The sequence below is a fragment of the Fulvivirga sediminis genome (assembly GCF_016757215.1).
GTDB lineage: Bacteria > Bacteroidota > Bacteroidia > Cytophagales > Cyclobacteriaceae > Fulvivirga > Fulvivirga sediminis.
Window position 1 is genome coordinate 63,132 of record NZ_JAESIY010000009.1, and the last position, 13,334, is coordinate 76,465.

Below are 13,334 nucleotides of genomic sequence, written 5' to 3' on the forward strand. Positions count from 1 at the left end.
GAGATATAATCGTCCCTATTTTAATCAAATCGAATAAACAAATGACCCGCTATATCTGTGCCTGATAGATGATATAAGAATAAACGGCGAACCTCAAAAAGCGGGTGGTGGCTATAAGCAGGAATCTGCCAAATTTAAAGCGAGTCATGCCTACCAGCATGCATACTGCTGAAAAAGGTATGGGTGTAACGGCTCCTATAAAAATCAAAAAACCGCCAAATCTTCTGAAAAGGTTATGATATTGGTTGACATGTTTAGCCAAAAACCGATCAAAAAGCTCCGTACCTTTAAACCGTCGGCCTACGAAATATCCTAACACTCCGGCGCCATAAGAAATGGCCGCAAGAAAAGCGACATTTAAGACATAAGAATCAAACAAGCCACTGTTTATAGACCAGATCATGAAGAGCTCTGGTGGAATAATACCGAAAACCACCTCTGAGATGGTATAGACCATATAAACTATAAAAGGCCATTGACCGATATAGTCTAGAAATTCTTGGAAATCAGTGTGCTTCTGAAGAACTATATAAGCCACTATGATCAGGCCCAATACTAACAGCCCCCTCACCAGATTCTTTATCAAGAATCTGGATTCATAACTTAGCTTAGGCATATTCTAAAATAGGCTTTATTGAATAGGACAGCGTTTAAAGGGTTTACTCTCATCAAATAATTTGCGATAGGTAACATGGGTCTTAACGATTTCTCCACCCACTTGTTCCACCACCCTGATCATTTTAGGGTTAAAATCTCCTATCCAATTCATTTCCAGGTAAGGGTAACGATGGTATTTATCTTGAACCATCTCAGCAGTGGCCAAAACCAAAGCCCCTTCTAAACCTTTACCCTGGTGCTCAGGAGTAATTCCGAACACCAAGCCGAGCATTTTATTACAGCTTTTTGTCCACTTATGATATAAAAACTTAAGTTTCCCTATCAGGTCAAGCTTTCCATTCACATGCTTAAAAATCTGGTTTACCTCTGGCAGGTTAATATAAAACGCCACCGGCTCATCTTCATAATAACCAAACCACACTATTTTTTCATCCATGATAGGCTTCATCTGCTTCATAATGGTCTTAGCCTGTAATGAAGACATTTGAGCCACCCCTTTATGGCGCGCCCAGGCTTTGTTATATACCGTTCTGAAATCTTCGGTATACTTTTCCATCTTGCGCATGTCCATATGCCTGAAAGAATAGCCAGGAGCATTAAGCATTTTCTTCCCTTTCTCCATAAGCTTAGGAGAAAATGGATCTCTTACTTTACGCCCAAAAGTGTATTGATTGAAATATAATTGAAAGCCATAGGCTTCAAAAAGGTCTTTATAATAAGGAAAATTGTAGTTACAGTTATAGTTAGGCTCCAGCTCATATCCATCAACCAACAGCCCCCACCATTTATCTCTTTCTCCAAAGTTAATAGGTCCATCCATGGCCTCCATTCCTCTGGCCTCGAGCCATTCTTTACCCGTATCAAAAAGCTTGAAGGCAGCTTCTTTATCATTTATACATTCAAAAAAGCCTAACCCACCAGTAGGTTGATCATTGCCTTTGTTTACTGTCTTTTTATTTATGAATGCTGCTATCCTTCCTATGGTTTCTCCACCATCATTTCTCAAGATCCAGCGGATACATTCTCCACTTCTAAACGCCTTATTTTGTTTGGTATCAAAAACGGCATCTATATCCTTATCTAATGGGCGAATCCAGGTAGGATGATTTTTGTATAATCTTACCGGAAATTTTATAAACTCTTTCTCGAGCTCCTTAGAATTTACCTCTAGCATTTTCATAGCGCAATAATAAGGCTTTATTTCTCATTTTCGCGACTTATATCTCCGGATTCTTATTAGGAATCATAATATCAAACATACTACCTTCATGTAGCTTGCTGGTTAATCTAATCTCTCCTCCTAACTTCTCAATAGCATTTTTCACTATATAAAGGCCTATCCCTGATCCTTCGGAATACTCCGTAGCTCGGTAAAACATTTCGAAAACCTTTGATAGAATGGTCTCATCTATACCTATACCATTGTCCTCAAACCTAATATGAGCCATATTATCATTCACCCCTATTTCTATTTTCACATAATGCTCCTCTTTCTGTGGGTCAAGATATTTTATAGCATTAGAAATAAGGTTCCGAAAGATCTCTTGGATACGCCACTTATCACTATAGAAAACATGATCAGATATAATTATCCTCTTTTGAATTTCCTTTGCCTTAGGTAAGTAATTTAAATTAGTAAAGCAATCAGAAACTATCTGGTTAAAATCAATAGCTTCTAAAGTAACGGCCAATTTCAAGTTTTTGGAATGACTCAGCACATCGTTAATAAAACTATCTAGCTGCTTTACTCTATTCTCTATCAAGGATATATACTGACGAATGTCGTCTTCATTTTCTTCATACCCTGCCAAGTTTACCAAACCTAGGATAGAAGACAAAGGTGCCCTTAGGTCATGAGACACTTTATAGACAAAATTATCAAGTTCATTATTTCTAATCTGCAGTTCGCGTTCTACCTCTGTGCGCTCTGTAATGTCTACGTAGATACCATAAATACCTATGGTTTCATTTTTTAAGGATACAGGTACACCGTATATAATTACAGGAATCGTGTGACCATCGCTATGTAAGCGAAAAGATTCCAGCAAACCAACCTGCCCACTAGCAGTAAGCGTATTTATATCTTTAGCCTCCTGCATCAACTCTTGCGGCACCAAAATGCTATTTAGCTGATTGCCTATCACTTCCTCTTCTGCAAAGCCAAACATATTCTTAAAGCCTTGATTTACCTGCACTACACTATGGCTTTCATCTAATAGCACTATACCTAGAGGTGAATTATCAAAGAGCTGGGTAAATAGTAGCTCATTTCTCCGGATAAGCATTTCAGAACGTTTCTTTTCATCAATATCCAGATATGTTCCACATATTTTCTTCACTCTATTATTAGCATATCTCTCTACCACTCTACCTCTTACTAAAAGCCAGCGATAGCCATTATTCTTAGTTCTGAAACGATACTCAGCTTCGTAATAGGGTTTAAGACCCGCCATATGGTCATCGAGCTTCTGCATAGTTTCATCTACATCATCAGGATGAATATAGCTCGACCACTCCTCTATTGTGAGCTCCAGCTCGCCTGGATCATAGCCTAGCCTGGCAATCCATGACTTATTAAAAATGATTTTTTTACCATTAACCTTCCACTCCCATAGTGCTAGCTCTGCTCCTTGTAGCGCTACATGCAAACGCTCCTCAGACAATCTATACCGCTTCTGAGCTAACTTTTTATCAGTAGTATCTAATAACAAGCCATACCTAATAACACTTCCTCCTTTTTTTCGCGCTGGGCTAGACCTTCCTTCAATCCATTTTTCTTTACCGTTTACTAATAATCGCCCCTCCCACTGCCATTCTGTTACCTTATTTCTAGAAGACTTTGTAGACTTTAGATAGTTTTTCTTATCTAGTGGGTGAATCAACTCTTCGAGCAGAGAAGCATCATCCCTCACCTCCTCAGAAGTGAGATCAAACATTTCCTCGCAGCCATGGCTTATATATCTAAAATGCTCACCTCCATTGGGCAGCTCTTCCAGCTCATAAATTACTCCTGGCAGCCCAAGGGTTAACATTTGAAATTTCAAATGTGTGTCTGTAAGTATCTGCTCAGCCTGCTTCTGAAAAGTAATATCAGAAAGCACCACTACCACTTCTTTCACTATACCCAGGCTATTTTTTACAGGATAAATGTGGCCTCTCACATATTTTTTCTCTCCTGCCTTATCTTTGTATCGGCTTTTAGATAGAGAAGGATCATAAAAGGTAGGTGGTAATTCTGACGTTTCCCCGCCAAAACCCTTTTGCACAAAAGGCATAATACCTAAATCAAGAAGTTGATCATCATCGAGAATATTATACCTTTCCAAAAGCTCCATAGCCATATCATCATCCATATTCCATAAATCTGCATACGCAGAATTAAAATACTGCATTTTCCCTCCTGGGAAAAAGATGGCCGTTGCTATAGGAGACTCCGCTACTAAAGATTGATATTTGGCCCCTAACTGAATTTGCGAAACCTCCTTAAGCATAATCATACATAAGGTATCTTCACCTCGTGAGTTTAAAGGAGAAAAACTAGGGGAAACAGTGACAATCTCTGAGTTTGTATAAAGATTATATATGTCAGATGATGAATAACTTTTAGAAAGAAAGGCTCTTTCCGTATGCTTTGCGAAGTCAAAATTCCAGATAGACAAGGCCTCTGTAATGATAGTGGACATAACCTCTTCCCGGCTTTTCCCTGTTACTATCTCCATTCGGTTATTCCATCCTAAAATTCGATAGTCTTTATCTATGATTAAAATTGCCTCGGCATTGAGTTCTATAAAATTCTCAAGTAGCAACCTTGAGGAATCTAATTCATTCATACCACATTGTTATTACCGAACTACGCAATATAAGGTTTCTTATTTAGTATTCAAGCACTAAATTGGTTTATTAGCCTGTTTATAACAAAGAAGATTAATATAGTGCGTGTAAGGTGTAGGTTATTATCTATCATTAATTAACGCTCTCATAATAAATAAGTTAAAAGACGCACTACTTTATTTACTATCATTAAGATTTTCTATATAGATGTGAAGCTACCATACCATGAAAAAAAAGCTTTTTATTTATTAATCGAAGTGGCTGATGACTGAGATATTCTTGGAGGTCCAGCAAACCATTAGCCTCAATCCTACTCACTATTCTAAAAAAATAGTACATCACCTTTATCAACTGCTTTTGCCACAAGGTCTCCGTGTTACGGAAATCTGCCATAAGCCAAATTCCATCTCTCTTTAAACTGCGGTATAAAGCCTGTATAATTTTCTTCAAGTTTGACTCACTAAACAGATCTAGGAAAAAAAACGTGAGAATAACATCAAAATCTCCTCTCAGGTCAGCTTCAGTACCCAATTGGTAATTGATGCACAGATTTTCTAAAGGCCCTCGTCTCCTTGCTCTTTCAATCATAGCCGAGGAGGCTTCTAAATAAATTATCTCTAAGGGTATATTTAGCTTATTGAGGCTTTCCAGACATGCACCCGTTCCCCCACCAATTATCAATACTTTTGCACCAGCTGGGATAACATTTAAATATTCAACCTGAGCACGCAACAATTCTTTTCCATATACCATCCATGACAATACATCATAAATTGGAGCAATAAGGTTAAAGTTATTTTTCATAGACCATACAGTATGGTAACAAAAGGTAATAGAAAAACGGCATCTCCTACCCACCTATACTTCTCGTTTAAGAAAAGATTAGATTTAAAAAAACATAAAGACGAAAGAACCAATAACATACAAATCAATGTATACTCGAAGTTTCTCAAACTTGAAAATAAAGCAATAAAAGCAGCCAGTACTAATTGAAAAATAAGAAAAGATTTCAGCATTATAGTCAGCTTTCTTTCATCCACATGCTGAACAATGGAAGGGAAACTATCTCTAATATCTGAGTTTTTTTCATACAAAGAAAAAATCACAAGATTGGAAAGGGCTATCATAACAAATTGTATAAAAATAACCGCTACCTGCATGTCTAGCACCCCTTTATATAGGCTAACTGGTCCTACCATAACCCCAGCAGAATACAAAACTGCAATCATGAGTTCTTTATGGTAAACAGGCTTCAGCTTAAGGAAATGCAAAAGAAGAAAATAAACCATGACCAAACAGCCAATAGTGACACCTAAAATAACAGTTTCTTTAGGAAGGTAAAACACTAATACAGAATTAGCTATTAAGATACTGGCACATAAGAAAGTAAGCACTTTATAATGCTTTTGATGAAAACGATGCCTTCGGGTGCCAGCCATATGCTTTAAGCCACGAGCATCTACCAGGTGGTCAAATGTATAAATTAACCATACTGTAAGGCCCAAAATGAGCACAATACACCAAGGCAAATTTACTCCTAAAACCTCTGCTACAAATAAGGCGCAAGACACCGCCCCAAAAGCCACATCAAGGCTGAGTAGATTAAAATATTCATACAACAACACCAACCTTTTCATATGCATCGGGCTGATTTTAAACAAAAAAGGCGAATCATAATGATTCGCCTTCCTAATTTATTAAAATTATTTTTTAAGAACCTAAAGCTTCTGCTCCTGCCACAATCTCCAAAATCTCTGTGGTAATAGCTGCTTGCCTTGTTCTGTTATAGGTCAACCTAAGTTGCTTAAGAAGCTCTCCTGCATTATCAGTAGCCTGATCCATGGCCGTCATTCTGGCTCCATGCTCAGAAGCATTAGATTCCAAAATAGCCTTATATAATTGCACCTTTAACGATTTAGGTATTAACTCCTTCACAATTTCCTCTTGTGAAGGCTCAAAAATATAATCTATTCCGAAAGATGCATCTTCAGCACCTTCAGGACGCTCAACAGGAAGATATTGCTCCACATTGAGTAACTGTGTAGCCACATTCTTAAACTCATTGTAGATAATTTCTACCTTATCGAATTTTTCATCCACAAAAGAATCCATCACGAACTGAGCCGCCTCAGAGCTTTTTTCAAATGATACTGGAGAAAACATATTCCAGTAATCACTAATTACATTGTAACCTCTTTTGGTGAAGAACTCAAGCGCCTTTTTCCCGATAGGTAAAATTGTCAACCTACCAGCATCAAACTGCTTCTTATATTTATTTTCAATTACTCTGTTAGTAGCCTTAAATATAGAGCTATTAAATGCACCGCAAAGCCCTTTATCTGAAGTAACTACAATCAGAAGTATATTATCCTCAGCTCTTTCCTCAGAGTATTTGGTTGAATTATTATCATCACCAGGAAGTGCTGACAAGTTCTTCAAAATGCCAGACAGCTTCTGAGCATAAGGACGCATTTGTAAAATATTATCCTGTGCTCTCTTCAGCTTAGCAGCCGCCACCATTTTCATAGCTTTAGTGATCTGCTGAGTAGAGTTAACAGACTGTATTCTCGCTTTTACTTCTTTTAAATTCGCCATTTATCGAATTAAGTTACCAGGGTGCATTACACACCCTGAAAATGATTACTTACCGTATTGCTTAGATAAATCTTTGGCTACTGAGGCCAATACTTCGGTAACACTGTCTTCCAGCTTTCCTGCTCTTAATGAATCCAATGCATCCTGATGCTTACTTCTTAGCACATCAATAAAGCTTGTCTCAAAAGCTTGCACTTTATCTACAGGCACATTATCTATCATACCTTTAGTAGATACAAATATAATAGCTACTTGCTCTTCAACAGCTACAGGAGAATATTGAGCTTGCTTAAGTATTTCAAGGTTTCTTCTACCTCTATCAATAGTCAGTTTAGTAGCCGCGTCAAGATCAGAACCGAACTTAGCAAATGCCTCTAGTTCACGGAACTGTGCTTGGTCTAGTTTAAGAGTACCAGCTACTTTCTTCATTGATTTAATTTGAGCAGATCCTCCCACCCTAGATACCGAAATACCAACGTTAATGGCCGGTCTGATACCAGAGTTAAACAAGTTAGTCTCTAGGAATATCTGACCATCAGTAATAGAAATTACGTTAGTTGGGATATATGCTGAAACGTCACCAGCCTGAGTTTCAATAATAGGAAGCGCAGTCAGGGAACCACCACCTTTTACTTTACCTTGTAAAGAATCAGGAAGGTCATTCATTCCTTGTGCAATCTCATCATTCTGAGAAATCTTAGCTGCTCTCTCTAATAATCTTGAGTGAAGATAGAAAACATCACCAGGATACGCTTCACGACCTGGAGGTCTTCTTAGAAGAAGAGACACTTCACGGTAAGCTACCGCTTGTTTAGATAAATCATCATAAATAACTAAGGCAGGTCTACCTGTATCTCTGAAGAACTCACCAATAGCTGCACCAGTAAATGGAGCAAAGAACTGCATAGGAGCTGGATCAGCCGCAGAAGCAGATACCACAACACTGTACTCCATAGCACCAGCCTTTTCTAAAGCTGCCACTACACCAGCAACGGTAGATGCCTTTTGACCTACTGCTACATATATACAGAATACAGGCTCACCTCTTTCATAAAATTCTTTTTGATTGATGATAGTATCAATGGCCACAGCTGTTTTTCCTGTCTGTCTATCACCAATAATAAGCTCTCTTTGACCTCTACCAATAGGAATCATTGAGTCAATAGCTTTGATACCTGTTTGTAAAGGCTCATTAACAGGTTGTCTATATATAACACCTGGAGCTTTTCTCTCCAATGGCATTTCGAAAGTCTCACCCTCAATTGGGCCCTTTCCATCAATAGGATTACCCAATGTGTCTACTACACGACCAACCATGCCATCACCCACATTAATAGAGGCTATACGGCCGGTTCTTTTCACAGTATCACCTTCTTTGATACCTTTAGATTCTCCGAAAATTACAGCACCTACATTATCCTCTTCAAGGTTAAGAACAAGTGCTCTGAGTCCATTTTCAAATTCAAGAAGCTCTCCTGACTGAGCTTTTGATAAACCATAAATACGGGCTACACCGTCACCAACCTCTAGTACCGTACCAACTTCCTCTAATTCGGCTTCGGTTTTGGCTCCGGAAAGCTGCTCTCTAAGTATTGCTGAAACTTCGTCTGGTCTTACGTCTGCCATTGTATGTTGTTAATTTAAAATTCTTTGATATATGGATTTTGACTGAACTTGTGTTCTAATGATTGCAATTTTGTCTTTAGTGAATCATCGATCTGGCGATCTCCAACTTTAAGGATATACCCGCCAATGATATTCTGATCTACCTTCTCAACTAAATCGACCTTTTGCAAAGAGGAAATTTTCTTAACCATCTCTTCTATCTGCGCTCTAAGTTCTGGAGTAAGAGCTACAGCAGTAGTTACGCTAGCTACCTCTATGCCATTCTTAATATTATATTGAAAATGAAATTCTTTAGCAATAGCCGGCAACAATGCCTCACGTTTCTTTCTGGATATTACATCAAAAATAGATAAGGTAAGATTATTCACTTTTCCATCAAACACTTTCCCTAAAATGGCTCTTTTCTTATCATTTTTTATCACAGGGTTTTTAAGCATAAGTGCAAACTCACGATTTTCCTCACATACTTTATGAAAAGAAAGCATATCATCATGCACTTGATCTAAAACCCCTTGGTCACTAGCTAATTCCAGCAAAGACTTAGCGTAACGTGAAGCTGCTCTGTGTTCAGTCATTTTGTAATTAATTCAGCTTAGTGTCTTTAACAAAATCTTCTATTAATTCTTTCTGAGCTTTCTCGTCAGCAAGTTCTCTTCTTAAAAGTTTCTCTGTGATCTGTAATGAAAGCTTAGCCACCTGATTCTTTACTTCAGTAAGTGCTGCCTGCTTTTCATTTTTAATCGCTAGCCTAGCATCTTCAAGAATCCTCTTAGCCTGCTTTTCAGCATCTAGAGAAGCTTCTTCTTTTAAGCTATTGGCCACTTGTCTTGCATCTTTTAGAATCTGCTCTCTTTCTTGTCTTGCTTCATCCAATAATCTTTCATTATCAGACTTTAAGCGCTCCATTTCTTGCTTGGCACGTTCTGCAGCATCTAATGCATCCTGGATAGATTCCTCTCTTATTTTTAGAGATTGAATTATTGGCTTCCAGGCAAATTTAGCAAGGATAAATAGTAGTACCAGGAAAATAAGAGCCTGCATGATAAACAAGCCGGGAGAAAAGTCATTAATCAGCTGATCCATTCTTTCTTTTATATATAATTCTGTGTTTAATTCTTAAGGTAAAGCACACCTTGCGCCTATCGCAACAAGGTGAGCTTTAATGTCTACGCACTATTATGCTCCTAAGATTAAGGCTCCAAAACCTAATCCTTCTAATAATGCTCCAATGATAATCATAGCAGTTTGAATTTTACCGGCTGCTTCTGGCTGGCGAGCAATACTTTCCATTGCTTTACCTCCAATTTGACCAAGTCCAATTCCACCACCGATTACGATTAATCCTGCTCCAATTAAATTGTACATGTGTATAGATTTATATAATTAAACAATAAATTCAATTTTAATGATGCTCTTCTACTGCCATACCTATGAACAATGCTGAAAGCATGGTGAAGATATATGCTTGAAGGAAAGCAACAAGTATTTCAATGATTGAGATAAATAAAGCCAAGAAGAAAGACATTCCCAAGGCTGCTGCCGGACCAAACGCGGCCTTCATGGTAATAGATAAAGCTATTAGGCTCATTACCACAAAGTGACCTGCTGTCATGTTTGCAAACAAACGAATAAGTAGAGCAAAAGGCTTAGTGAACATACCTATTATCTCTATCGGCATTAATATAATTTTCATTGGTACAGGTACACCCGGCATCCAGAATATGTGCTTCCAGTAATCTTTATTTCCACTAAATTGTACTATAAAGAAGGTGAATAAAGCCAGGCAAACAGTTACCGCAATGTTACCAGTAACGTTAAATCCAAGTGGAGTCATCCCCATCAGGTTTAGCAACCAGATATAAAAGAATGCCGTTAACAAATAAGGCATAAATTTCTGATAATGTTTTTCGCCAATATTTGGCCTTGCCATTTCATCTCTTACATAAAGCACCAAAGGCTCTAAGAAACGACCAACGCCAGTAGGAATAGGACCTTTTTTATAACTCTTAGCTAATGATCCAAACATGAATAGTAATAGTATACCTGCGAAGATCATACCTACTACATTTTTAGTAATAGAAAGATCTAAAGGAGTAGCATTAGTAGGGTGATGATGCTCATCGTACTCTATGTGTCCCTCCGCATCAGTTTTATATATCTTTCCGTGGTGAACTGCATAATAATTTCCATTAGACTCAGCTACTGCCGTACCATGATGGAATTTTGATGACATGAAAACATGTAAACCGTCATCAACTAATATTACGGGCAGAGGAAATCCTATGTGAGTACCTGATTCACCTAAAGAGAATAACGTAAAATCATGAGAATCTTTAAGGTGGTGATGGATATACTCATTAATTTCTTCTTTTGTATCCACGGCCCCTCCAGTAGAATGGCCAGCTTCTTCATCATTTGATCCAAAGGCCAGGCTCGAGGCAAACAATACGACTAATAATGTAAAAAAGGCGGTGTTTTTTTTGATCATCACGCTAAGAAAAAAAGGAATCTGTTATAATTTTGGCGCAAAGCTAAGAAATTCCCGAAAAGTAACTGCCCTTTTTATAAATTGTTTTACAGAAAATTAACATCGGTTTTAGGCTTGCTGGGCATTGAGTAATCTACCACAATATACAGACTCAATCATTAAAAAAATAAGCATCGGTATAACTATTGATAGTTTTTCTGGCTTATTCATTCCTTCTTCCATGAACAGAGCATCTTTAAAAATCAATAAGAAGAGTCCTATTTTAATAAATATTGAACCCAGATAAGCATATCCTGCCTGATTGGGCATAATACTACTAATAGCTTCTATAAGGACACAAACCAGCAAAGTGGCTATAAAATGAAAAATATAAACAGGCATTAACTCAAAGTGAAGATTGTAATTACCTGAGCTAAGTACGTAGATTTGCAGACTATACATAGCAACACTAATCCCCATAAGCACTATGAAGAATATAAGCAACCTCTTAAAGGCTCTATTCATCGGAATTTGATTTGATAACCTCTCTGATGATTAAAAAAGTAGAGAGAAAAACGGCAACTAGAGTAATAATTTTTGCATACAGACCAGAGTCATTATTGGTTTTTTCATCAATGAATTCTCCCAGCCAGTGTCCTGCATAAATAGAAACAGCCATTTGCATGGCCATTCCAGAATATTTAATATAGTTATTATACTGCTTGGGCACCTTCAGTACTTAAAGATTTTGTAGACTGACCATTGCTATTCATGGTTTCTATCTTAATCTCTTTACTAGTTATACCCATTTTACAACCACCATTAAAAACGGCACCGGTTTCTACTATGAGTTTGTTAGTATAAATATCCCCATTTACTACTGCTGTGGGCTTTAAAATAAGCACTTCAGTGGTTTCTATATTACCATCAAGCCTACCTTCTATTTCAGCATTTTGAGCAAGTATACTGCCTTCAACGAAAGAAGATTGCCCCAAAGCCACCTTTGATTTTGTTTTAACATCTCCTATTATTTTTCCTTCGATCCGCACATTTCCAAATGTTTCAACACTACCTTGCACTACAGTTCCTTTTCCTATTATATTGCTAGAGTTGCTTATGAGTTCTGCTGTTTTATGATCTTCTTTAGAAGCGAACATACTTTAACTATGTTTAAAAAGTTACAAATTCTTCCGGATTAACAGAGTTTCCATTATTCCACAATTCAAAATGAAGGTGAGGCCCGTCTGTAAGCTCCCCTGTATTGCCTATTATGGCAATAATCTCCCCCGCATTCACAAAATTACCAACTTTTTTTAAAAGTTCTGCATTATGCTTATACACGGAAATAAGGTTACCTCTATGCTGTATGGCTATGACATATCCTGAATCTTGAGTCCAGGATGACATAATAACAGTTCCATCAGCAATGCTCTTCACTGGTTCATTTTTCTTTGCTACAATATCAACGCCAAAATGGCCATCTTTAACATTATAGGGTGAAGAAATAAATCCAGAAATCGGTGAAAAGAAAAATATCTCTTGCAATTCACTATAATTACCCGATGAATAGTTTAATAATGACATATCGGTACGCTCAAATTCTTGCCGAAATTGAGAATCGATCGGAGATAGTTGACTTACATCTATATTCTCATTAATAATTTCATTGCCCTCATTATGCTCCTGATGATACTCCTCTCCTATGTGAATGGTATCTCCACTAAGCACTCGTTGGAAATTTTTTATAAACCGCTCCTTTTCATCCACTTCAAGAGAGAGAGAATCTACCTTAGCCGTAAGTTCATAAAACCTTTTATTAGCTTCTATTTGAGCGTGCCTGGGATCAAACCACTGTGCCAGTAATGTCTTTACTAGCAGTAGACTTAAAAACATAAGGATTATGAACACTGTTACAGCAAGCAGAATTACCTTTGCATAGGTAAAACTGAAAGTTGACTTCTCAGCAAAGTTCTCCTCGTTTCTAATTATCAGCAGATAACGATTAACCAACCAACTCGAAAGTGTCTTTCTTGCCTTCAATTTGCTGTCTGTTAAAATTTAGGGCAACAAAAATAGATATAATAAACTATTATTGTATTAATTATCATTTTTTTTACGTTGTTTGGACAGTTAACTAAATTTAAGTGAAACTCGCAACATACTGCATTTAAAATATCATTTTTGTATAAATATTTTC

General features: G+C 37.3%; 15 protein-coding genes. All 15 read right to left on the bottom strand.

Going from position 1 to position 13,334, the window contains the following annotated elements; all coding sequences use genetic code 11:
• Window positions 1–49: 49 nt before the first annotated feature.
• A complete protein-coding gene (locus JL102_RS16405) occupies window positions 50–616 on the bottom strand; it encodes a YqaA family protein (RefSeq protein ID WP_202245527.1) in 567 nt (188 codons plus the stop codon).
• A 15-nt stretch (window positions 617–631) separates the two neighbouring features.
• Complete coding sequence (locus JL102_RS16410) at window positions 632–1,798, bottom strand: GNAT family N-acetyltransferase (RefSeq protein ID WP_202245528.1); 1,167 nt, start codon at window positions 1,796–1,798, stop codon at window positions 632–634.
• 37 nt (window positions 1,799–1,835) lie between these two features.
• Window positions 1,836–4,448: a PAS domain S-box protein gene (locus JL102_RS16415; RefSeq protein WP_202245529.1), complete on the bottom strand. Its 2,613-nt coding sequence runs from the start codon at window positions 4,446–4,448 to the stop codon at window positions 1,836–1,838.
• Between the two features lie 190 nt (window positions 4,449–4,638).
• Entirely contained in the window at window positions 4,639–5,253 is a 615-nt protein-coding gene (locus tag JL102_RS16420; protein ID WP_202245530.1) for a class I SAM-dependent methyltransferase, read from the bottom strand.
• Window positions 5,250–6,092 carry a hypothetical protein gene (locus JL102_RS16425; protein WP_202245531.1) on the bottom strand — a complete coding sequence of 281 codons (843 nt, stop codon included), beginning with the start codon at window positions 6,090–6,092 and terminating at the stop codon, window positions 5,250–5,252. Before JL102_RS16425 ends, JL102_RS16420 begins: the two co-directional genes overlap by 4 nt.
• Before the next feature lie 67 nt (window positions 6,093–6,159).
• A complete protein-coding gene (atpG, locus tag JL102_RS16430; protein ID WP_202245532.1) occupies window positions 6,160–7,044 on the bottom strand; it encodes an ATP synthase F1 subunit gamma in 885 nt (294 codons plus the stop codon).
• A gap of 45 nt (window positions 7,045–7,089) precedes the next feature.
• Window positions 7,090–8,670 (bottom strand): F0F1 ATP synthase subunit alpha, encoded by a 1,581-nt coding sequence (gene atpA / locus JL102_RS16435; protein ID WP_202245533.1) that lies wholly within the window; start codon window positions 8,668–8,670, stop codon window positions 7,090–7,092.
• A gap of 14 nt (window positions 8,671–8,684) precedes the next feature.
• Entirely contained in the window at window positions 8,685–9,245 is a 561-nt protein-coding gene (gene atpH / locus JL102_RS16440) for an ATP synthase F1 subunit delta (protein ID WP_202245534.1), read from the bottom strand.
• 7 nt (window positions 9,246–9,252) lie between these two features.
• Window positions 9,253–9,753: a F0F1 ATP synthase subunit B gene (locus JL102_RS16445; protein WP_202245535.1), complete on the bottom strand. Its 501-nt coding sequence runs from the start codon at window positions 9,751–9,753 to the stop codon at window positions 9,253–9,255.
• Between the two features lie 93 nt (window positions 9,754–9,846).
• Window positions 9,847–10,035 carry an ATP synthase F0 subunit C gene (atpE, locus tag JL102_RS16450; protein ID WP_202245536.1) on the bottom strand — a complete coding sequence of 63 codons (189 nt, stop codon included), beginning with the start codon at window positions 10,033–10,035 and terminating at the stop codon, window positions 9,847–9,849.
• Window positions 10,036–10,072: 37 nt separating this feature from the next.
• Window positions 10,073–11,158, bottom strand: a complete 1,086-nt coding sequence (atpB, locus tag JL102_RS16455) for a F0F1 ATP synthase subunit A (RefSeq protein WP_202245537.1) — start codon at window positions 11,156–11,158, stop codon at window positions 10,073–10,075.
• Between the two features lie 108 nt (window positions 11,159–11,266).
• Window positions 11,267–11,662 (bottom strand): DUF6168 family protein, encoded by a 396-nt coding sequence (locus tag JL102_RS16460; RefSeq protein ID WP_202245538.1) that lies wholly within the window; start codon window positions 11,660–11,662, stop codon window positions 11,267–11,269.
• Window positions 11,655–11,867 carry an AtpZ/AtpI family protein gene (locus JL102_RS16465; RefSeq protein ID WP_202245539.1) on the bottom strand — a complete coding sequence of 71 codons (213 nt, stop codon included), beginning with the start codon at window positions 11,865–11,867 and terminating at the stop codon, window positions 11,655–11,657. Before JL102_RS16465 ends, JL102_RS16460 begins: the two co-directional genes overlap by 8 nt.
• On the bottom strand, window positions 11,851–12,294 hold the full coding sequence (locus tag JL102_RS16470) for a bactofilin family protein (protein WP_202245540.1): 444 nt from the start codon (window positions 12,292–12,294) through the stop codon (window positions 11,851–11,853). The genes JL102_RS16465 and JL102_RS16470 overlap by 17 nt, the downstream gene beginning before the upstream one ends.
• Window positions 12,295–12,307: 13 nt before the next feature.
• Window positions 12,308–13,177, bottom strand: coding sequence for a M23 family metallopeptidase (locus JL102_RS16475; RefSeq protein WP_237390632.1), 870 nt, complete (start codon window positions 13,175–13,177; stop codon window positions 12,308–12,310).
• Window positions 13,178–13,334: the final 157 nt, after the last annotated feature.

Bases quoted from the DNA above. Each gene is read 5' to 3' on its own strand.
- JL102_RS16445 (WP_202245535.1), bottom strand. From the start codon at position 9,753: ATGGATCAGCTGATTAATGACTTTTCTCCCGGCTTGTTTATCATGCAG.
- atpA (WP_202245533.1), bottom strand. From the start codon at position 8,670: ATGGCAGACGTAAGACCAGACGAAGTTTCAGCAATACTTAGAGAGCAG.
- JL102_RS16425 (WP_202245531.1), bottom strand. From the start codon at position 6,092: ATGCATATGAAAAGGTTGGTGTTGTTGTATGAATATTTTAATCTACTC.
- atpH (WP_202245534.1), bottom strand. From the start codon at position 9,245: ATGACTGAACACAGAGCAGCTTCACGTTACGCTAAGTCTTTGCTGGAA.
- JL102_RS16460 (WP_202245538.1), bottom strand. From the start codon at position 11,662: ATGAATAGAGCCTTTAAGAGGTTGCTTATATTCTTCATAGTGCTTATG.
- atpE (WP_202245536.1), bottom strand. From the start codon at position 10,035: ATGTACAATTTAATTGGAGCAGGATTAATCGTAATCGGTGGTGGAATT.
- JL102_RS16415 (WP_202245529.1), bottom strand. From the start codon at position 4,448: ATGAATGAATTAGATTCCTCAAGGTTGCTACTTGAGAATTTTATAGAA.
- JL102_RS16420 (WP_202245530.1), bottom strand. From the start codon at position 5,253: ATGAAAAATAACTTTAACCTTATTGCTCCAATTTATGATGTATTGTCA.
- atpB (WP_202245537.1), bottom strand. From the start codon at position 11,158: ATGATCAAAAAAAACACCGCCTTTTTTACATTATTAGTCGTATTGTTT.
- JL102_RS16410 (WP_202245528.1), bottom strand. From the start codon at position 1,798: ATGAAAATGCTAGAGGTAAATTCTAAGGAGCTCGAGAAAGAGTTTATA.
- JL102_RS16405 (WP_202245527.1), bottom strand. From the start codon at position 616: ATGCCTAAGCTAAGTTATGAATCCAGATTCTTGATAAAGAATCTGGTG.
- JL102_RS16470 (WP_202245540.1), bottom strand. From the start codon at position 12,294: ATGTTCGCTTCTAAAGAAGATCATAAAACAGCAGAACTCATAAGCAAC.
- atpG (WP_202245532.1), bottom strand. From the start codon at position 7,044: ATGGCGAATTTAAAAGAAGTAAAAGCGAGAATACAGTCTGTTAACTCT.